Source organism: Pirellula sp. SH-Sr6A, from assembly GCF_001610875.1.
GTDB lineage: Bacteria > Planctomycetota > Planctomycetia > Pirellulales > Pirellulaceae > JBKCUI01.
In genome coordinates this window covers 5,175,287-5,194,720 of the sequence record NZ_CP011272.1, presented here as the reverse complement: position 1 = coordinate 5,194,720, position 19,434 = coordinate 5,175,287, and the positions used below count along the sequence as shown (strand labels likewise).

Genomic DNA, 19,434 nt, shown 5'->3' with positions numbered 1-19,434 from the left:
GTGGGGGAATGTTCTAACGGCGATCGCTGATGGAACCGCTGTTTGCAGTCGCGGGCCATTTGCCTTGATCGATCAGCATTTGTTTGTCGGGGATCGGTTTTAAGGTCACCCAAGCCGGACACCCAAAGAGGAACGCGTCCCAATCCTGACCTTCCGATACGTTGGGGACGCGAGAGCCGATGCGGAGGATTGCGACGGGGCGGCCCATTCGGTCTGCGGTTTGCAATGCGTCTTGCGAGGGACGAAGGTCGAGAACGCGTTGGGGATTGCCTGCGGTATCGACTGGATCAGCGATTTGATTGTCTTCCAGATAGATCACTTTCATGATCATCTCGCCTCGCATCGCGTCGTCGAGGTCATCTTCGTCCAGCTCGATAGGAATGGGGAATCGATGCTCTCGCTCGGCAGGTGGATGAATTCGATCGATGATCTCGAGCGTAGGGTAGAGAGCCGTTTCCTCTTCGAATGGGAGTCCAGAGAGACGCATTCGGTAGGGGTATCCGACCATCACGGCCAAGCGAGCTTGAGCAAGGTCATCGGAGAATTGACCAGCATCCGCCATGCTGACTCGCATGCCGGCTGGGCCTTTGATCTCAATCGCTTGCCAAACTCCTCGCAATTCGGGTTTCCGCGCCAATTGGATCGCTCCGACTTCCCCAGGGGGCATCGTGTCGCGCAAAAGCGGATGCGTGTTCTTAGGGAGCCGCGAACCTAGGTCTTGAGCTTGTACGCCACCCGCGATCACTGCCAACATGCAAAGGGTGATGGCAGTGAGCCAGGTGACGAGCAGCGTTGGAAACGAAACTCGTTGGAACATCGGGTTGACCAGTGCCGTTGGAAGAGAGATGCGGAGAGTCGTTAAAAAAGCTGGCCCATCGAGATGGGCCAGCTCCGTTGTCCTATCGGTTCGCACTAGCGAACTTGACCAGGTGGGCAGTATTCGCCAGCGACGCCCGCTGGTTGGCTGCTGAACTGATTCGGGGCCACTACGCGGCTCGCGTTGTAGAACCCTGGCGCACCGGTTGGAAAACCGGGGTGGATGTTCTGCTCTTTGATATGAGCCTTGCTAGGTGGCTGCGGATAGCTGTAGCCCGGTTGATGTCGAACCGAAATATCAAGCTTCTTGGTCGGATCAGGAATGTTCATGTGCGTTCGGTTACGCATCACGTGTTGCTGTAGACCTGCAGGATGCCCCAACGGAATATGAGGAGGTCCAGCCAAACCAATCGGGGTGCCTGTATACGGCATACCATATTGAGGCGCCGTCACCCCAGCAACCATGTTCGGTGGATTGTGTTGGGGGCCGAGGGGCATCCCATCCGGTCCACAAACCATTCCATCGGGTCCCATCATTCCGCCAGCGTAAGGAAGCGCCGCTCCCCCAACACCTGCTAGCTCAACGTCCTTGTTTCCAAGCCGAATGATGGCGAGAATCGATCCGCGCCGGTCTGCTTCGACAATAGGATCCAAGCCTGGTTCCAAACGGTTGCTGACGAGCGTGTCGATACCCGAGATCGCTTCCCCTTGGAATTCTGGATCGGGAAGGTAGATGACCTTGGTGACGAAATTGCTCGAGAGCGCTTGATCCAAATCGTCTTCGGTGAACTGAATGGCTAACGCATTGTGGGCAAGATAAGCAGCGGTTCGGTAGCTCGCCAATCCAAGTTCAATCGTCGGATAGAGCTCGACCCCTTCGCGACCGGGGATATTGGTCAGCTTCAAGCGGTAGATGCCGCCTTGAGCAAACTCAACACGACCAGGAACGACCAATGGATCGCTGCCGAAGGTACCATCACCGACGACATCATAAAGGATGTTCATCGACTGAGGTTGATTGAAAAGGATCTGGATCGTGGGTGCAACAGCTGGAGCTCCGTACCCAGGGACCGGAATCGTCTCGGGCATCAGCACGCCAGGGCCAGGACCTCCAACCATCGGACCTGGCTCGGCCAAACGGGAGGCGGGTGGCATATTGTGGCGTTTTCCAAGATCGCCAGCGTTTGCAGTCGGGATAGCCAATTGGGAGAGCAAGCAGGGAGTGCCCAAGCCCATCATAGCCATGAGTTGTAATCGTTTACGCATTTTCATTCGAAATACCCCTGGAATTTGGTGGGTCAAGCCGGCTCGCCGTAGGGTCTATGAGACCGACGTTTTCAACCTGGACAGTACGCCAGCGATCAACCTACAATCCGCTCCGCGCGTCCCTATCGCTATGTTCGGCACAGCCGATCTGGTTTCTTTGATAAAACCGATACAACTTGCCCATGCGGCTCGCGAATCTGTTCGCTAGCAAATCCAATATGCCATCCCAACCTCGGATCCTTCAGCTCACCATCCTCTCTATTGGAGTGATCGGCAGCTGGATAGGTTCTGGAATGGGTGACTTGGAAGCCCAAGAATCGCCTGCGATCGCTGCCCCGCTCGTAGCTTCGAACAGCAAATCCCCCCGGGTCACGACCGACCCGAACATCTTGGTCTACAACGCCGTTCAGCAAGCGGTATTTGGTCCCCCGCTCGCCGCCAAGGTGTATCAACAGAGCTTGGCCTATGGCCAGCAAGTCATCCTGAGCGGCGAATACAAATCCTTTGGAAGCGGGACAGGTCAGTTTCGCTACACGGCCCGGCTTTCTTCCGGTGAAACAACCCTCGATTCCATCCAAGTATCCGACGGTCGACTGATGTACACCCAGATCGACAAGCAGCCTCCGCGAATCGTCAATGTCGAAAAGATTCGAGAGAAGCTCACTCCCAAACTCCATCAATTGCAACAGTCTCCAGAAGTTGTGCTCCATCTCGCAGTCGGCGGCCACGCTGAGTTGCTTCGCAATTTGTATCAGCGGTACCACTGGTACGAGGTCGCAGAAGGGACCATCAGCGGAATCGATGTCTGGCAGTTGGTAGGACAATTGCGAACCGAACCGCCACGCATTGCAGGCACCGCTCGGATCGATCGCGAGAACTTGGCCGTCCAACCTCAGAACGAAGGACTTCCAACAGCCGTGCGACTAACGCTCGGTCGATCCTCGGCGTTCCCTTACTTCCCCTACTCGGTCGTTTACTTCCGAGTGAAGAAAGACAAAGAGGGGAGACCGCAAGGCCACGTGCCAGTGAGTGTGATCAAGTACAACGATCCTACTTCCAACGTCACGTTCCAAGAGTCCGACTTCCTCTATCGTCCCGACGCTTCCACGGACAAGACCATCTGGGAAACGGATCTTTATGACCCTGCAACTTGATCGTGCGTCGTACCCTGTATCCGCTTCTTTTCGCGGCGATGCATCCACCATTCCAAGGCGATGGGAATAACGCTCACGGCTATGATGCCGAGGGTAACGAGGAAGAAGTTCTTTTGAATCAATTCGATCCTGCCTAGGAAATAACCTGCCAGTAAGAAGATCGCGACCCACGCAATCGCCCCGATGACGTTGTAAATCCAAAAGCGAAAGAAGTGCATCTTTCCAATGCCCGCTACGAAGGGGGCGAAGGTCCGAACGATGGGAACGAACCGGGCCAAAACGATTGTCTTCGCACCGTACCGACTATAAAACGCTTGGGCGCGAGTCAGATGCGCTTTACTCAACCACCACGAACTCTCGCTGGTGAAAACGCGAGGTCCAATCCAAGCCCCAAGCCAGTAATTCAGAGCATCACCCAGGATCGCGGCGACGATCAACAATGGGGCCATTACGTAAATGGATAGTTTGGCATCGTCGATAGCGCACAACGCCCCGAGGGCGAAAAGCAACGAATCCCCAGGAAGGAACGGCGTGACGACCAATCCGGTTTCGCAAAAAACCACAGCGAACATAATCGCGTATAGCCAACCGGGGCCGATTGTCCCAATGAGATCATTCAAATGTTTGTCGAGGTGCAAAATCCAGTCGACGAGTTGCATCGCGATTTCCAAGTGATTTGAGCCCTTTGATGGGAAAGTTTGGATAGAGGAGCCGGTCACGAGTCAGCGTGCCGATGGGGCGTTATCAGCCCCGGAAGACTAGCCCCGTAGAATTGTCGAGTACAATAGACCGTCTCAGATTGTGGCGGCCCGATACGATTTTGATCAGTCCAATTCGTAAAATCGCTACGATCGGTATACTTGCAACTCTCACTCTGCTGCCTCCCAAATCCCTTACCCAGCCGATCCTCCCATGAGACGAACCTTTTTGATGAATCTGGCCCTCGCCGGTGCCGTAGGCGTTACCCTCTCCTTGGGTTCTTTTGGAAGGGCGCAGGACGGAGGAGCGAAGACGCCTGCCAGCTCAGGAGAATGGATTCAGCTTTTCAACGGCAAGGACCTTACGGGGTGGACACCGAAAATCCGATACCACAATCTCGGTGAGAACTTTGCCAATACGTTTCGAGTTGAAAACGGGGCGCTCAAGGTCGGGTACGAGGGATATAGCGAGTTCAATGAAACCTTCGGCCATCTCTTTTACAAAGATGTATTCTCCAACTACATCTTAAGAATCGAATATCGATTCGTAGGGGAGCAAGTGCGAGGAGGGCCCGGTTGGGCTCTTCGCAATAGCGGCGTCATGCTCCATGGCGAGCGCCCAGAAACCATGACCAAGGACCAAGATTTTCCAGCTTCAATCGAAGTCCAGTTCTTGGGCGGCGACGGCAAGAATCCTCGGACAACTTGCAATCTCTGCACCCCGGGAACCAACGTGGTGATGAACGAAAAACTGATTCTCAATCACTGCACCAATTCCAAGTCGAAGACGTTTCACGGAGACCAATGGGTCACCGCTGAAATCGAAGTGCGTGGGAATGAGGTGATCCGACACAAAGTAAACGGCGAGCTCGTCCTGGAATACGCAAAACCCCAACTGGACGACCGCGATGCGCATGCCAAAGAGTTGGCGGAGAAAGCGGGTACCAAGATGCTTTCGTCGGGAACTATTTCTCTCCAATCCGAAAGCCACCCGATCGAGTTTCGGAAGGTCGAGCTATTGAATTTGGACAAGTAGTCAGTCCAAAGTTGTTCATTCATCACACCAACATCAAAGTCGTGGATGTCTCCCATTCAGCGTTCCGTCATCGTCGTTCCCAGCTATGCTATCGAAGACTTGCCAACAGGCGTTGGACATGAAACGGCGGCCGATTTTCTAGCTGCTTGGACAGTCGGGTGGGACCCGAGACTTTTAGTAGCGTTGAATTCCCTACCCGAGTGGAAACGCTCCGATTCGAGTTCCTTGGAACTCGAATCGTCTGTCGTCGTCATACCGGAGTGGAGTCGAGACAAGGTGGATCAACCGCAGCGAGAGCGGTTGACGCTGGGCAAGTGCTTGACCATCGACAGCAATGGTAGAAAGCGCTCAGACTTGTTCGAAGCCATCGCCAAGGGGCTTGCAGATGAAAAAGTCGAAATTCCGAACGCGATTCCTCTGTGCTTGAGTGACTTTTATGCTCTTGGATACGCAGTCCTGCAGATCCAAATCATGGCGAGAAAACTGCGATACTCGTGGAACTTGGATTGGCTCGCGTTTTCTGAACAAGTTCTCTCCGCAGCGAAAGCCGCTTTGGCTGGGGACGCCGAGGAAACCGAGCGATGGATCCAGGCCGCCTTCGATACGGTTTCGCAAGAGCGGGATCGCTATTGCTCACAACAGATCCATCTCCTCGAAGTCGTTCTACTCGCAGAGTCAACCTTGGGCGAGGCATTTTCAAGACAACTCGATGCACCTCAATCGATCGGGCTACTTGCTAATGGATCTCTGCTGCGGAAGCTTCACGACGAGAAGCCCGAGACTTGGCGTCGCCTTCGACAAAAGCTGGTGGAAAGCGAATGGGAGTTGATCGGGGGTTTCGAACGCGAATTGCAGTCGAGTTTTTCTACCCACTGGGGGATTGACCAAGCCTTCAAGGACGGAGCGGAATCGTATCGGACGCTGGGAGTGGAACCTCCCACCATATTCAGCCAGTTTGCCCCGGGTTGGAGTAGTTTGTACCCCGATCTATTGCTCAGCCATGGCTACCGCGGTGCACTTATCCACGCATGGTCAGGTGGCATTGTCCCTGAAAAGGATTCAGCAAAGATTCGCTGGCAAGCCCATTCGGAGGGAGATGCGATCGATGCGGTATTGGGGCATGTGGTCGATGCGTCCAATGCAGAAACTTTCCTGCATTTCACTTCCCACCTTTCCAAACAGCTCGACTATCACCACGTCCCCACATTGGTCTTGGCACATTGGCCCGACCAAGTCGCAGATGCGTATGCGGATCTCGCTGCCGTGATGAAGCGTTCCCCTGCGTTGGGATCGTTGGATCGAATGGAAAGATTCTTTACCACAACGAATCAACCCTACAGCTCGGACGCTTTTCAGAATCGCCAGTTCCGAATTCCGTTGGTAGGGGATGCTCCCCAGATTGCAGCTCAACAACGGGAGCATCTTGGGGCATACGGTCGATTCGTTCGAACCTCCCGCCTCCGATCGCTCGCATGGATATGGCAAAATGTTGCCCCGAAGTGCATTACGAGAGATTTCGCCCAATCGATTCTTGCGATAGAGAGTAAAGCGCATCGCTGTAAGGACTGTACCGCTTCGGCGCAACCGGATGTTTTCCGTTCGTCGGAGGAACTGGAAGCAGATTTCTTGAATGCGAAGAGTCGGTTGTTAGAAATGATTGCAGGGGCTGGAGTAGCCGCGACCGAATCTGGGTCGCCAAATGGTTATTTGATTGTGAACAACAGCAGTCACGCTCGACGCGTTTTCTTGGAAAGCATTCCGGGAGAAATCGATTCCGGCTCGTCGACACGTATCGTTGGGGCAGTCACCCAGGGCAATCGAAGTCATTTGGTTGCGGATCTTCCTCCTTTTGGATTTGTCAAAGTGCGAGCTGCCGGGCTGAATGAGGCAACGGGGCCTGTACGACCCGTCCTTTCCAGACCAGGTGTGTTGAGCAAACTCACTGGAAAGCGGCCCGGCATCGCAGATTCGGACTGGACCCTCGCCAATGAATATCTCGAAGTGCAGATCGATCCGAAGAAGGGGCATTTGCGATCGGTCTTCGTGCCGAACAAACGGGGAAGCCGGATGAGCGGGATGGCCTCGATTGTTCTGGGAGAACAGGGTGCTGGCAAGAAATGGCAGGAAGCGGATTTCTTGCCCCGTGACAAGACCGAGCTGCGTCTGATTGAGAACTCTACTGTTCGAGGGGTTATCGAAACGACAGGAACAACGGTCGTACCCGGGGTGGGGCCTGTCAGACTGACGACGCGCTACACATTGTGGAAGGGGGCGCGATGGATCGACATTGACGTCGAGTGCGACGCCCCCCACGATCATCGCTTTCAGTGCGTATGGCGAACCGCTTGGGCAAACGAATCGGCAACTCTTTCCGCTTGGCAGCAAGGAACGAAGGGTAAACTCCCCGCTCCCATGCAGGCGACCGTGGAGTTGGTAGAAATTGACGACATTGAGAACAAGATCTACCTGGCCGCAGGCGGATTGTCGACTCACCAGCGATTCGACCATCGCTATCTGGTAACCCCGTTGCCACACGATGGCCCCAGATGTGCGAGGTTTGCGTTGCGGTTGGGCATGGACTGGCCACGCCCGCTAGAGACCGCACAGGACGGAATCGATCCAGCCTATTGGACGGCCGTTCGATTGGCATCCGACGAAGTCGACTCCGGAGCTTGGTTGGCCCAAAGCAATCTTCCCAATGTCGGCATCGAAGGGGACGATCCTCGGGACGGAACGATGTGGGTCGACGAGGACGCTCCGCGAGAATCATTCGATTCGTTGTTCTGGGTGCGAGAGACGCGAGGGAAACGAGCCTCGACCAAGCTGAGTTTCTTGAAAAACGCAGAGGAAGCATGGCGAATCGACGCACACCATCGACAATCGACTAAACTGGATGTGGAAGACGGCCAGGTTCTCATCAATCTTCGACCTTCGGAACAATGTCGAATCGCCGTGCGTTGGAGCCGCTAGTATGTTCAACCATTCATCCCCAGAATTGACCAACAAGACCGTTGCCGGCTATGCGATCCTGCATCGACTGGGGGTCGGTGGGATGTCCGAGGTATATCTGGCGTTTCAACAATCGCTTCACCGACACGTCGCGCTCAAAGTGATGCGATCCGATTACGTCGGTTCGCAAGACCATGAGCAGCGTTTCCTCCAAGAGGCGAGGGCTGTCGCATCATTGATGCACCCGAACATTGTCCAAGTCTACGACGTCGGGAAGTTCGATTCGATCCATTACATCGCGCAGGAGTATGTTCCCGGCAGCAATCTCCACGCTTATATCCAAAGACGCGGTGCGCTCCCGCTGGCGGAAGCGATCTCGATCCTCTGGCAAGCCACTGCGGCTTTGCAAAAGGCATCATCCATCGGACTTGTTCATCGCGACATCAAGCCTGATAACCTACTTCTTACACCCGATGGTGAAGTCAAGATCGCCGACTTTGGATTGGCCAGGGCGAGGGGACAATCGCAGAACTTGACGGCAGTCGGTGTCGCGCTCGGTACGCCTCTTTACATGAGCCCGGAACAAATCCAAGGCTTGGCCGTCGATTCCCGTAGCGACTTGTACTCTCTCGGCGCGACGGCGTATCACATGCTCTCAGGGCGTCCTCCCTTCTCAGGGGAAACACCCTTGGCCTTAGCCATGCAGCACGTACAGGCGATTCCCGTATCTCTCAAGCAACTGCGCCCTGACTTGCCAGACTCCCTGGTCGATATCGTACACAAGCTACTGAACAAAAGTCCGGAAGAACGATTCGCAACCGCTGCCGAACTGAGCAGGTCGCTGCGAGGTGTGATCGATGAAGTCATGGGTGGCAGCATCGATAAGATGATTCCGTTCACGGGTTTGGTAATCGAACATCAACGTCTGAGCAATCTGGCAGTAACGCAGCAATTGCAACAACTCGCCACCGAGCAAAACAAGAATATTCGCAAAGGTGACAAGCGAGCTTGGGCAGCGCCCCTCTTACGTGCAGCGGCTTGTTTAGCCGTCGGCCTTGCAACCATGGGTATCGTCTATGGAGTCACTTATCACGATCTGTTCGGTGGCCCGGTAACAGGAGTGGGAGTTCCTCGCCAAGAGACCATCGAGAAACAATTTGCCTTGGCCATTCTCGAAAACGACCTTCGCCATTGGAATGCAATATCCGAGTACTACCCACCCAAAGACGCGGTAAGCAGAAACTATTACCTCAAGGCCGAGCTTCAAATAGCTAGGCTTCACATAGAGGCTTCCAATTACGAAGAGGCTCGAGATTCGTTGCGAAAGGTGCTGACCTCGGGGTTTCCGGATACGGACAAAGTCATTGCGGCGATTGCGAACATTGAAATGGGATGGATCGAACGTAGAGGGAACCCCGACAACGCGTTCGCGGAAGCATTCTTTCAAAAAGCAGAAACCCTTCTGAGCGAATTGAGTGACCAGCCGGACAAGAGACAGCTTATCCTTGGATCACTTCCCAGAGCCATCCGCGTGGCTTGGGATCAGCGCGAGATGACCAAGCAGACCACGGAAGCAGCCACGGCTTCATAGGCCGGAATAGGTTACTTCAAATCTTCGGCAACAACGCGACGACCGCTCGCGTTCTCGCTATCGCGTCTTGGTCGCGCTCTCAATCAACAGAAAGTTTTCGCCGTTGAATTCGGTAACTCGAGCGCTGTTGACCAACCAAATCACCTTGCGATCTTCGTTTTTCTGCGAATCCAAAATCCTTTGAAGCCAAAGATTCTCCAGGCATTTCATCGATCGGCTGGCCCCCTCTTCGGTAAACAAAATGCGATCGCCCGATTGACGAAATCGTCCCCGCAACTGAGTAAGGGGAGTGTCTTCACGGAGCAGAGATTCCTTGTCTTCGCTCGAACGATTCTGAACCGGGCTAGCGCCGATCTCGCTCCCCCAAGTTGCTACGGATCCAGCAGTTTCCGACCTCCAATTGGATGCGCCTGCAATCGCCGCTGCGCTGAGCAAAACCCAAAGCGCAGGGGATCGGACTGTTCGCCACCGATTTCTCATGATGAGGAAATCCTTTTCCAGAGAAGGTCGACAAGGAGGAGTAGACGAGGAGCGCACTTCAAAGTGCCTTACCGCAGGGTCTTCGCTTTACGAACGCTTTGGGAGCACCATGGCATGCAGAGCCATCACCCCACCTGCCGTGAGGAGAACAAAACCAACCCAGTTCGGCGGCTTGATCGATTTCTTGGGAGTCCCCATCTCCATATACATGTTCGTTGCGACATTGTTGTCCGCAATCTTAGACTGTTGCGCAATTTTGTGTAACGTGCGCGTGCTACTCTCGTTCAGGACAAAAGAATCCACGAGCCGAAATTGGAGACCTAACAGAAATAGGATTACTCCGAACATGAAGTAGCGGTTGCGGTCGATGTCCATAGAACCCGATTCTCGTGAGAGACAGTGGTACGGTCCTTGATCCATCGGACGTTCGCCGCCAAGGCTTCAATCGTCGACCAAAATACCGCGCACGCAGACTGGGAAAAATGGGGAGGCGAGGGAGGTTTGAACGGGAATCTTGGCAAGATTTGCTGATTGTAGGGATTATGCGAGCCGATACTCCCCCTGGTAGCCAACAACCTTGGGAGTCAAGACATGAGATCAATTGCGTTCGGATGGGTAGCCTTGTTCACGCTTGCATTGCAGATCGGCTGCTGCGGAATTCAAGTTGTCGATCGCTACGGTAACGCATGCGGGACGGGATGCGACGTCGGTTGCGATGGTTTAGGACTGCGCAATCGCATCGCCTCTCGACTATCCGTCAATCATTGCAACTCGGGGTGTGGCGAGGTGTATTGGGACGAGCAAATCAACGAACCACCCGTTTGCGATCCTTGCGGATGCGATAACACCTTTATTGGCGGCGATTCCTGTGGGCGATGCCCAGGCGCACTCAGCCGTTTTCGAGAGCTTTGGGGATTCCAATATGTTCCCAATGACTGCTCCACCTGCAGCACCGGTCACGTTGGTGCATCTGGATGTTCAAGCTGCCAATCATCCTATGATTCGGGAATGATCGTCTCCGAAGGTGACTATGCTCCAGAAAGCGTGCAAGCCATTCCCGCGTCTCCGAGCAGATCCAATCGCCCGAGTGGATCCATGCAGCCGACGCCCGCCAAACCAAGGCTGGAATCGGTCCCGGCACCAGCACCGTCCCCTACACCTGACGAGAACGCTCGCTATCGATCGACACCTTCGAAAGTCCAAGTTCGCAACGCATCGGCCCCATCTAGTCGAGTAATCCGAACTCACTAGGGACATCAGGGAAAGGCAACAAAAACTCGTCTCGCGAGACAATGGTCCCCAGGGCGAGACAATGGTCCCCAGGGCCATCAACTGTTTCCTCCCCTCCAAAAGGTGGGTGCCCCCAAATCTCCGTTGGTTAGGTGAGCGTTGGTTAGGTGGGTGCCCCCAATCTTTGATCAAAGGGTTGGTTAGGTGAGTGCCGCCAATCTGCGATCGAAGGGCACTCCAGAACGTGGATGCCCTCGATTTCCCTCCCCCCATTTGGTGGGTGCCTCCTATTTCGGGTCGAGTAATCCGAACTCACTAGCCTGATCTCCTTCCCCCCCCCCAATCTCCGCCCCTCCCCGCTTGCATCATTGCGCCTTCGCGCGAAACCTCCCCTCCCCCCCAAAAGGTGGGTGCTTCCTATTTGAGTCCCTTCCTATTTGAGTCCATTGAACAGTCCATTGAACTGCCCCCCAATAGGTGGGTGCCCCCAATCTACGATCGAATGGTACTCCAGAACGTGGGTGCCCTCTATTTCCCATCGGCTCCATCGATTCGAGTAATCCGAACTCAATAGGGACAGTAGGGAAAGGCGACAAAAACTCGACTCGCGAGACAATGGTCCCCAGTGCGAGACGATGGTCCCCAGGGCCATCAACTGTTTCCTCCCCTCCAAAAGGTGGGCGCCCCCAATCTCCGATCGAAGCGTACTCCAGAACGTGGGTGCCCTCTATTTCCATTTTCATTCTCCAAAAGATGGGTGCCCCCAAATCTCCACTTGCGCCTTCGCGTGAAACCTCCCTCCCCCCAAAAGGTGGTGGCTTCCTATTTGAGTCCAATGAACTGCCTCCCAATAGGTGGGTGCCCCCAATCTTTGATCAAAGGGTACTCCAGAAGGTGGGTGCCCTCGATTTACCTCCCCCCATTTGGTGGGTGCCTCCTATTTCGGGTCCATTTGGTGGGTGCCTCCTATTTCGGGTCGAGTAATCCGAACTCACTAGCCTGATCTCCTTCCCCCCCCAATCTCCGCCCCTCCCCGCTTGCATCATTGCGCCTTCGCGCGAAACCTCTCCTCCCCCCCAAAAGTTGGGTGCTTCCTATTTGAGTCCCTTCCTATTTGAGTCCATTGAACAGTCCATTGAACTGCCCCCCATTAGGTGGGTGCCCCTAATCTACGATCGAATGGTACTCCAGAACGTGGGTGCCCTCTATTTCCTCTCGGTCCTCCAAAAGATGGGTGCCTCCTATTAAGGTGCTAGGTGTTGCAATTACAAAAGATGGGTGCCTCCTATCGGGGAAGGCACCACCAATAGGTGGGTGCCTTCTATCGGAGAAGACAAAAGGTGGGTGCCTTCTTATTGTTCCTCCCCCCAAAAGGTGGGTGTCTGCTATTCACTCCCCAAAAGGTGGGTGCCTGCTATTCACTGTTATGGGTGGGTGCCTCGGATTTGGTGATCGCGTTTCGTTGCGTCTTGGCGCCTTTGCGAGAAACCTCCCCTCCCCCCAAAAGGTGCGTGTCTGCTATTCACTCCCCAAAAGGTGGGTGCCTGCTATTCACTCTCGGTGCCTGCTATACACTCTCCCCCCAAAAGGTGGGTGTCTGCTATTCACTGGGGGCCTGCTATTCAGTCACCTAACGGACCTGCTCTCGACCAGTTGGCAGTCCACTCCAATCTCGCTTGGCCGGCGACCGCTAATTGTAAGTGTCATTTACTAGGTGGCCGAGTGAAACACTCGAAGTGGTCAACGTCCGCTCAAGATTTCGGCAATAGAGTCGACGATGTGAGAAGCCGGGGTTTTCGCATCGTGGAAAAGACGGATGCCAACGCGAATAGTCCTTGAACGGGGCGATTAACTGGCGTCCTTGATGAATTAAGATTAGTAATTACCAATTCCTAGCGGTGACTAGGCACTGTTTGAAAACTGTTAACTACACATCATTCGGAGGAATCGTTCGATCATCGCCATTTTAATCATCCCAGCGTAGTTAATGGCGGTCTTCTCGAATCGCGAAAAGACGCGTCGACACTCTTTGAGCCAACCTATGGAGCGTTCGACAATATTCCGGCGTCGATAACAATCCCCGTCGAATTGTGCCGTTCGTGCGTCGCGATCTTCATTCGACTTCGACGGGATGATCGGATTGATTCCAAGATCGATGAGCGTCTCGTCGATCCATTCGGCTCGATAACCTTTATCTCCTGCAAGATTCACTGGCCAAGCAACCGGGCGACCTTCGCTGTCATGAAGATCGTTGTCGGCCTTCTCGAGGACCTCGAGCAGTGCTGTGGTCTCATGAGCTTGCCCTCCCGTAATGGTGAATGCCAGAGGATTGCCCATGCCATCCACGAGAAGATGGATTTTGGTTGAATATCCGCCTCGCGAACGGCCTAGTGCATGATCAGCTGGCTCGTCTGGCGCCCCCTTTTTCCACCGCCAGAAGCACATCGATGGGCACGGATGACGCTCCCATCGACACACCATAGATCACTATCGATTGCACCATCATCAATGCGAGCTGAACGAAGCTTATTCAGAACAGCGTCAAGGGTTCCATCACCGTTCCATTTATCGTAGAGGCCGTAGATAGTTCTCCACTTCCCAAATTCTTCAGGGAGATCGCGCCAAGGCGATCCGGTGCGCAGAATCCAAAGAATGGCATCAAACGCTAAGCGGTAGTTCGTAGGAGGCCGCCCCGTTGTCTTCGGAGACGGAAACAGTTCCTCGATGCATTCCCATTGCAAATCGGTTAATCTGTGACGTGCCATCGTATCCTCCTTGATTGGCGATCCGTCGATTATCGCAAATTCGCAAAGTTACGAAAACACCAGTTTTCAAACAGAGCCTAGGTTACCGCCTCGATATCGTGGCATCAACGTAGAGTCCAATCTAGATCGACATGACTCAACCGCACACCATTTTGTTCACTCGAAGACGATGGGATCGCCTGTTTGCATTCGGGACAGTCGCCGCAGTGATTGTCGCTGGACTTTGCATTGGTCTCACTGGCCAGTATTACTCCTGTGCGGGGCCTTTTGTGTTGCTAGGGATGTGGGGATACGTTCGAAAAACGACCCCAGTCTCTGGTTCTCGAATCGAAACGATTGAAGGGAATCCATGGACAATACGCCTTCTTGTGTTCCTGGGAGTCATATTACTATTGACACTTTGTTTTTATACGTTCGACAGATTCGTGCTGGAGCACCCTATAAATAAACCTTGGCGCTGGTACCACTGGTGCTTTATGACTGTAACGATCGCAGCCATGATCATAGGGGGACACTTCATCGACCAAGCTTCGAAGCGCGATCGCGTGAAACGAATAAACGAGGAACCGATTGACAATTCTAGCTCGCAGGTCATGGGTAACTTGGATCCGTAACTTTCGGCGACATGGTGATCGCCACCCTTGCTTGCACAATGCGACAACCACGAAACAACTCCATTCGATTGCTTCTCTTTCGCACCGCAAACGTTGCTGTTGTGCTATCTCTTGTACGGATGGCGAGAAACGCGTCGATAGAATTTCCTGTCAATTGGCGCGTCCGCGTGTGGGATCTCTACACGAAGGAAGGCATGGTTGGCGACCTTTTCCGAATTGCCTAGCAAAGCGTTTCGACATTGACTGGATCGCCCGGGTGAAGAATTTGGTTTGCAGAAGAAACGAGACTGGAAGACGCACGCACACAAGGCGACCTCTGTATTATCGAGTACCAATACCTGCTTCGAAATTCATGGAAACGTTTATTCGTGACGGGGAGTTGTGGACATCACCACCTGCATACAACTTGCTTTGACTGCCAATCGGTCTTGTGACCACAAAGCAAAAAATGGCTTGAGTCATGGAACGCGCGAACAACTTTCGGGCTGTTTTGATTTGCGCCGAGTCAACTCTTCGTGCTCGATCCAATTAGGGAGCCGGGGTGTTCCGTGACCGCCGCGGATTTGAATAGCTCTGCAGGATTCGATAGAATCATCCGGTGTTTCGCCCCACCCAGCGTCAGAATTCGGAACTAGTTACTGAAAGCAAGCGAATGGTACTGAACAATCGCATGCACCTGTGTGGGGCTCGTGCGTTTGCAGGATGAAGGCATCTCTGACGGAAAATCGGTGATGCAAGACGTTCGTTTTCTCCATCCATCTGAGGTAAAAATTATGGGCCTACTAATCGAGAATTCCGAGATTCCCTCGAGGACAAAAATTGGTGGACTTCCAATGGACGTCTCAGGCTTCAAGTGGCCCGTTTGTCGCGCATGCAGCCGGTCCATGCAGTTTGTCGCACAAATCATGTTGTCGGATTCAACCGATCCGATTTGGAATTCGCGGCCCGAATCTTTACTGATCTTTATGTGCCAGAACGATCCCGGAATGTGCAATGACTGGGATGCGAACTCAGGCGGCAATGCGGTCGTTGTCGCTACTCCAGGATCAGTCCAAATCCATGCACCGGAAAATGGAGAAACGGTTCTCCCGCTAGAAACCTTCGTTAGCTTGAAGCCTTATGATTCAAGCGTGAAAGATCAAACGGACGACGATAACTACGTCGACGCCGTCAACGAGAACGAGTTGGTGCTTGGCAAAATCGGCGGAGATCCTCTTTGGATTCAGGCCGATGAGACCCCCGAGTGCGACTGCGGTTCTCGAATGAGATTTGTTGCATTGCTGGAAGAGCGTGGTGGCGGAGGGATTAATTTTGGTGGTGGTGGCGCCGGCTATGTTTTCGCTTGCACCGATTGCAGAGACAAAGCGAAGTTCCTGTGGCAAAGCTGAAACGCTCTTTCCAAAGTAATCATGCTGTCGAGCGGAGCTAGCGAGGTCGCGGATGCAATAAAGCCCGATTGTTGTCGCATTGGTGGTTACCTGTTTTTCAATGGGAGTCCCCAGAACACCTTAAGGGGTATCGGTGAGGTGAGAGTATCGTTACGGTTGATAACTTTACAAATTCCAAGAGGACGAGAGCTTCGAAGGGCGCTATGCGATCTTCTTTTGCGTCTCGGCGCGTTGGCGAGAAAAACGCTAGCCACTCACCTTGAACCACTCAAAGGTTGGTGCGTTCTATTTTCTTCTCATGAATTGCGTTACGACCTCCTTGTTCAGCCTCATTGATTTGCGGATTCGCTCGCTTGTTCAGACTGTGTGATTGCCGCTGGGATTGCAAGATTCCCGGTGGGCATGACGGTCGAGAAAAGCGGGTTCAGCATCCAGGCAAAAGAAAACAACAACGCGACTGCGAGGCAAGAATGAACCAAGTGGGAATAGGTTGAGAGCCAACGAGGTTGATACTTGGACACCATCACGATGATCAGTGCGTTCGCGGCGATGATTGCCAACGAGATCAGCGAGTAGGCGACAAAGAGATCGGAGATGTGTTCAATACGATTATATACGGGTGTTAGCGTTACCCCATTGCTCGCGTAATGTAGCTTGAGGCTTGGAACAAATCTCGTCAGCGTTAGGTAGAGCACACAAAAAGCGATCAGATGACTTGTGAATATTCCAACCAGTCCAAGCCATTTTTGTGAGTCGTGTTGCTTGAAATCTTCTGACGAGGGCATTGTTACGTTCCTTGCGTTAAGGCGCTCTTGCTACCAAAAGGAATGGGGGCACGACGAGAGACCACCGTCGGCGTGCCGCACCATCGTTCTCAGCATCGAGGTCAGGCCGCTCTTGGTCGTCTCGTTCACTATACCTGAGCTGCGATTTTCATACTGCGATTCGAATACACAATCGAGTCGGATCTCGGTACGAATCCAAATCGCAGCAATAGTTTTAGAATGGGTGGCGACTCCATCGATTGGATCGTTGATGCTAATCCACGAGGAAGCCCCCTAGAGATGCGTTTCTCGAACTAGGAGAGCTACATCTCCTCTCGGATGTGAGGGATGGCGATATAGGGGGGCAGTCCCTGCAAAGGTGTGACGTATATTGTCTTCCGTTTCGCGGTGTGGATCAATCGACCGCCAGCAAGGAGACCAGGTTTTGGATTGTGGTGAAGTTTCGAGCCGTCGTAGGGACACCAAGTCTTCGTTCGACACCTGCAGCGAGTTTCGATCGTCCTATGCCGTCCGGTGCATGCAAGTAGAACACGTTTCCAATCAACTGAAAGCGCTCGGTGGGCGCCGCGAGTTCCACTATGTCGGTTGGGTTTGGTGATTCCGGTATGGCATCGAGAAAGAAGAAATGAAGCGACTTGGGTTCAGCCACCGACTCCGCGAATGGATTTTTAGCGACAGCATCACGAAAGTCCGCTGCCGTCAGCAGAAACACATGGGGACGAAAACCGAACTTGCCCTCGATGGCGTTACTCAACTTTTTGTTGAGGTCACGTTTCGATCGGGAGGAAGACGAAAAGACAACGTTGCCGCTTTGGATGTAGGTGCGGACGGAATGACAGTCTGCGGACTCGAACGTGGTAGCCAGATCCGACATCGACATCCTATTTCGGCCCCCGACGTTAATGCCGCGGAGCAATGCGACCCAGGTCTGCATAGTTTGTTCGTCTAAGTTGCGTTGAGAAAATTAGGTAAACGGTTGTCCCGAGCGGAAATCATTGCATCCCGTTAGCCTGACGAATGGCCCCGAACGCGTCAAGTTTCGCCGCTCTGTCCAATTCAAAAATGCTCGGCCAGGCAGCAGCGATTTCATGGGGCTCTGTACTTGGATAGTCTCGATTCCCCTTTCACTGGTCTAGGGCCCTCCCCTCCGTTGGCACTCGGAAGAATCCAGATCAAAACGTCAAAGTGGCTTGACTGTGCGGATTCAAAACTGTATTATTACATGTAGTACAGAAGATACGGAGGGACGCATGGCTTTCACAATTCGGATCGTGGCGGGGAGTACCTCGCCCATTTACCGCCAGATTGTCGACCAGATAACACGAGGCGTTGCTTCGGGCGAATTATCAGTGGGAGTTTCGGTTCCTAGCGTTCGGCAATTGGCTCGTGAGTTGGTGATAAATCCTAACACGGTGGCGAAAGCGTATGCCGAGTTAGTAGATCGCGGATTTCTAGAAACGCAGGCGGGCAAAGGTTACTTTGTTGCCAAGCGGCGGCAGGTGTACACCAAAGCGGAGCGTTTGCGGCGGATTGATGAATACATCGAACAGCTGGTGAATCAAGCGGTCACGTTGGATATTGAGCGCGAAGTAATCGTTCAGCGTTTACAGGAACGCTTTGAAAACAATTTGAAGCCCGCGAGCGATTAGATCGACGTGATGGCCGACATTGGCACTTTTCTTTCCGTTTTCATTCACAAGGAAGGGGCGAATCGATGAAGCCGATCGCAATTTCTGCTAACAATCTGACTCGATACTTTGGTAAAACGCCTACCGTTCGGCAGGTGTCCTTTGATCTTCCAGTTGGAACCGTGACAGGTCTGCTGGGGCTCAATGGAGCTGGTAAATCAACGTTGATCAAGATGCTGATGGGGCTGCTAGCTCCAACCCGGGGTACTTGCTCGGTTCTCGGTGTTGACAGCACCATTCTGACTCCCAGTGTTCGAGCTCGGATTGGCTATACCATTGAAGGGCACTTCGCCTACGGCAGCATGACCGTTCGCGACTCAGAGCAACTGCAATCGGATTCATTTCCGAATTGGAATCCGACTCTGTTTCAAAATACGATTGATCGATTTGGGATTCGTCCTACCGCTCGCATTCGAACACTCAGCCGCGGTCAGCGCGCGGGAGTATCGATTGCATTGACCATGAGCAGTATTCCGGAGCTTTTGATATTGGATGATCCCGCTTTGGGGTTGGATCCTGTTTCACGGCGAGCTCTCAATGAAACAATCCTTGAGTTTATGGAAGATGATTCCCGTACCGTTCTCTTAAGTAGCCATCTGCTGGATGACATCGAACGCGTGACGGATCGCGTGCTTGTAATGGTGGACGGTCGTATTCTCGTGAACAGCACCGTATCTGCATTCTTGGAAAGGGTATCCATTTGGTCATGCGATACCAGCGGGGAGACTCGTCAGGTACCCTGCGTTCCCGGTCTGATTCATGCCTACCAAACAGGGAGAAGGCTAACGATGGCTGTTGTCGACGTGGACCAAGAATCGGAAGCCGCAATGGTGCGAATCGGCGGTCCATCGCTGAGTCGAAGCGATTCGTCTTTTGATGAATGTGTTGTCGCTTATCTATCTCGTTCGCGAAGCTCGCATTCGTTCTTAGGGAACAGCGCGACAGCCACTTCAACCCGTTAAGTCAGAGTTAGA

The 19,434-nt window shown here is 53.4% G+C and carries 17 protein-coding genes; 8 read left to right on the top strand and 9 right to left on the bottom strand.

Annotated elements, in window-relative coordinates:
* Positions 1-13: 13 nt before the first annotated feature.
* Positions 14-913, bottom strand: coding sequence for a hypothetical protein (locus VN12_RS20230; protein ID WP_146678502.1), 900 nt, complete (start codon positions 911-913; stop codon positions 14-16).
* The gene (locus VN12_RS20225; protein WP_205855097.1) at positions 913-2,082 is read right to left on the bottom strand and encodes a hypothetical protein; all 1,170 of its coding nucleotides are present in this window, start codon (positions 2,080-2,082) and stop codon (positions 913-915) included. Before VN12_RS20225 ends, VN12_RS20230 begins: the two co-directional genes overlap by 1 nt.
* A gap of 218 nt (positions 2,083-2,300) precedes the next feature.
* Here VN12_RS20225 and VN12_RS20220 point away from each other — a divergent pair, with 218 nt between their 5' ends.
* The gene (locus tag VN12_RS20220) at positions 2,301-3,236 is read left to right on the top strand and encodes a hypothetical protein (RefSeq protein ID WP_146678501.1); all 936 of its coding nucleotides are present in this window, start codon (positions 2,301-2,303) and stop codon (positions 3,234-3,236) included.
* Here VN12_RS20220 and VN12_RS20215 read toward each other — a convergent pair.
* Entirely contained in the window at positions 3,218-3,895 is a 678-nt protein-coding gene (locus VN12_RS20215; RefSeq protein ID WP_146678500.1) for a DedA family protein, read from the bottom strand. The genes VN12_RS20220 and VN12_RS20215 overlap by 19 nt on opposite strands.
* 253 nt (positions 3,896-4,148) lie before the next feature.
* Between VN12_RS20215 and VN12_RS20210 the strand changes: the two genes are divergently transcribed.
* Genes VN12_RS20210 through VN12_RS20200 form a run of 3 tightly spaced genes read left to right on the top strand, consistent with a single transcriptional unit; the run spans position 4,149 to position 9,510 of the window.
* Complete coding sequence (locus VN12_RS20210) at positions 4,149-4,970, top strand: DUF1080 domain-containing protein (RefSeq protein WP_146678499.1); 822 nt, start codon at positions 4,149-4,151, stop codon at positions 4,968-4,970.
* Positions 4,971-5,015: 45 nt separating this feature from the next.
* A complete protein-coding gene (locus tag VN12_RS20205) occupies positions 5,016-7,940 on the top strand; it encodes a hypothetical protein (protein WP_146678498.1) in 2,925 nt (974 codons plus the stop codon).
* Between the two features lies 1 nt (position 7,941).
* Positions 7,942-9,510 carry a serine/threonine-protein kinase gene (locus VN12_RS20200; RefSeq protein WP_168164522.1) on the top strand — a complete coding sequence of 523 codons (1,569 nt, stop codon included), beginning with the start codon at positions 7,942-7,944 and terminating at the stop codon, positions 9,508-9,510.
* Between the two features lie 57 nt (positions 9,511-9,567).
* Here VN12_RS20200 and VN12_RS20195 read toward each other — a convergent pair whose 3' ends face one another.
* Together VN12_RS20195 and VN12_RS20190 are read right to left on the bottom strand one after the other, a co-directional pair.
* Positions 9,568-9,990, bottom strand: a complete 423-nt coding sequence (locus VN12_RS20195; protein ID WP_146678496.1) for a hypothetical protein — start codon at positions 9,988-9,990, stop codon at positions 9,568-9,570.
* A gap of 87 nt (positions 9,991-10,077) precedes the next feature.
* Positions 10,078-10,365, bottom strand: coding sequence for a hypothetical protein (locus VN12_RS20190; protein ID WP_146678495.1), 288 nt, complete (start codon positions 10,363-10,365; stop codon positions 10,078-10,080).
* Positions 10,366-10,581: 216 nt separating this feature from the next.
* Here VN12_RS20190 and VN12_RS20185 point away from each other — a divergent pair, with 216 nt between their 5' ends.
* Entirely contained in the window at positions 10,582-11,241 is a 660-nt protein-coding gene (locus VN12_RS20185; RefSeq protein ID WP_146678494.1) for a hypothetical protein, read from the top strand.
* Between the two features lie 1,902 nt (positions 11,242-13,143).
* Here the strand turns inward: VN12_RS20185 and VN12_RS26655 are convergent.
* Positions 13,144-13,665 carry an IS5 family transposase gene (locus tag VN12_RS26655; RefSeq protein WP_168164138.1) on the bottom strand — a complete coding sequence of 174 codons (522 nt, stop codon included), beginning with the start codon at positions 13,663-13,665 and terminating at the stop codon, positions 13,144-13,146.
* Entirely contained in the window at positions 13,608-13,985 is a 378-nt protein-coding gene (locus VN12_RS26650) for an IS5 family transposase (RefSeq protein ID WP_146675160.1), read from the bottom strand. Before VN12_RS26650 ends, VN12_RS26655 begins: the two co-directional genes overlap by 58 nt.
* A 1,498-nt stretch (positions 13,986-15,483) precedes the next feature.
* Between VN12_RS26650 and VN12_RS20170 the strand changes: the two genes are divergently transcribed.
* On the top strand, positions 15,484-15,987 hold the full coding sequence (locus VN12_RS20170) for a hypothetical protein (protein WP_409994259.1): 504 nt from the start codon (positions 15,484-15,486) through the stop codon (positions 15,985-15,987).
* A 329-nt stretch (positions 15,988-16,316) separates the two neighbouring features.
* Here VN12_RS20170 and VN12_RS20165 read toward each other — a convergent pair whose 3' ends face one another.
* Together VN12_RS20165 and VN12_RS20160 are read right to left on the bottom strand one after the other, a co-directional pair.
* Positions 16,317-16,772, bottom strand: a complete 456-nt coding sequence (locus tag VN12_RS20165; RefSeq protein WP_146678492.1) for a hypothetical protein — start codon at positions 16,770-16,772, stop codon at positions 16,317-16,319.
* A 394-nt stretch (positions 16,773-17,166) separates the two neighbouring features.
* The gene (locus tag VN12_RS20160; protein ID WP_146678491.1) at positions 17,167-17,706 is read right to left on the bottom strand and encodes a DUF1697 domain-containing protein; all 540 of its coding nucleotides are present in this window, start codon (positions 17,704-17,706) and stop codon (positions 17,167-17,169) included.
* Between the two features lie 316 nt (positions 17,707-18,022).
* Between VN12_RS20160 and VN12_RS20155 the strand changes: the two genes are divergently transcribed.
* Complete coding sequence (locus VN12_RS20155; RefSeq protein WP_146678490.1) at positions 18,023-18,421, top strand: GntR family transcriptional regulator; 399 nt, start codon at positions 18,023-18,025, stop codon at positions 18,419-18,421.
* Between the two features lie 65 nt (positions 18,422-18,486).
* On the top strand, positions 18,487-19,422 hold the full coding sequence (locus tag VN12_RS20150; protein ID WP_146678489.1) for an ABC transporter ATP-binding protein: 936 nt from the start codon (positions 18,487-18,489) through the stop codon (positions 19,420-19,422).
* Positions 19,423-19,434 lie beyond the last annotated feature (12 nt).

Excerpts from the sequence above, each read along its gene's own strand:
- VN12_RS20225 (WP_205855097.1), bottom strand. The coding sequence starts at position 2,082 with ATGCGTAAACGATTACAACTCATGGCTATGATGGGCTTGGGCACTCCC.
- VN12_RS20220 (WP_146678501.1), top strand. The coding sequence starts at position 2,301 with ATGCCATCCCAACCTCGGATCCTTCAGCTCACCATCCTCTCTATTGGA.
- VN12_RS20215 (WP_146678500.1), bottom strand. The coding sequence starts at position 3,895 with ATGCAACTCGTCGACTGGATTTTGCACCTCGACAAACATTTGAATGAT.
- VN12_RS20210 (WP_146678499.1), top strand. The coding sequence starts at position 4,149 with ATGAGACGAACCTTTTTGATGAATCTGGCCCTCGCCGGTGCCGTAGGC.
- VN12_RS20205 (WP_146678498.1), top strand. The coding sequence starts at position 5,016 with ATGTCTCCCATTCAGCGTTCCGTCATCGTCGTTCCCAGCTATGCTATC.
- VN12_RS20200 (WP_168164522.1), top strand. The coding sequence starts at position 7,942 with ATGTTCAACCATTCATCCCCAGAATTGACCAACAAGACCGTTGCCGGC.
- VN12_RS20195 (WP_146678496.1), bottom strand. The coding sequence starts at position 9,990 with ATGAGAAATCGGTGGCGAACAGTCCGATCCCCTGCGCTTTGGGTTTTG.
- VN12_RS20190 (WP_146678495.1), bottom strand. The coding sequence starts at position 10,365 with ATGGACATCGACCGCAACCGCTACTTCATGTTCGGAGTAATCCTATTT.
- VN12_RS20185 (WP_146678494.1), top strand. The coding sequence starts at position 10,582 with ATGAGATCAATTGCGTTCGGATGGGTAGCCTTGTTCACGCTTGCATTG.
- VN12_RS26655 (WP_168164138.1), bottom strand. The coding sequence starts at position 13,665 with ATGTGCTTCTGGCGGTGGAAAAAGGGGGCGCCAGACGAGCCAGCTGAT.
- VN12_RS26650 (WP_146675160.1), bottom strand. The coding sequence starts at position 13,985 with ATGGCACGTCACAGATTAACCGATTTGCAATGGGAATGCATCGAGGAA.
- VN12_RS20170 (WP_409994259.1), top strand. The coding sequence starts at position 15,484 with ATGCAGTTTGTCGCACAAATCATGTTGTCGGATTCAACCGATCCGATT.
- VN12_RS20165 (WP_146678492.1), bottom strand. The coding sequence starts at position 16,772 with ATGCCCTCGTCAGAAGATTTCAAGCAACACGACTCACAAAAATGGCTT.
- VN12_RS20160 (WP_146678491.1), bottom strand. The coding sequence starts at position 17,706 with ATGCAGACCTGGGTCGCATTGCTCCGCGGCATTAACGTCGGGGGCCGA.
- VN12_RS20155 (WP_146678490.1), top strand. The coding sequence starts at position 18,023 with ATGGCTTTCACAATTCGGATCGTGGCGGGGAGTACCTCGCCCATTTAC.
- VN12_RS20150 (WP_146678489.1), top strand. The coding sequence starts at position 18,487 with ATGAAGCCGATCGCAATTTCTGCTAACAATCTGACTCGATACTTTGGT.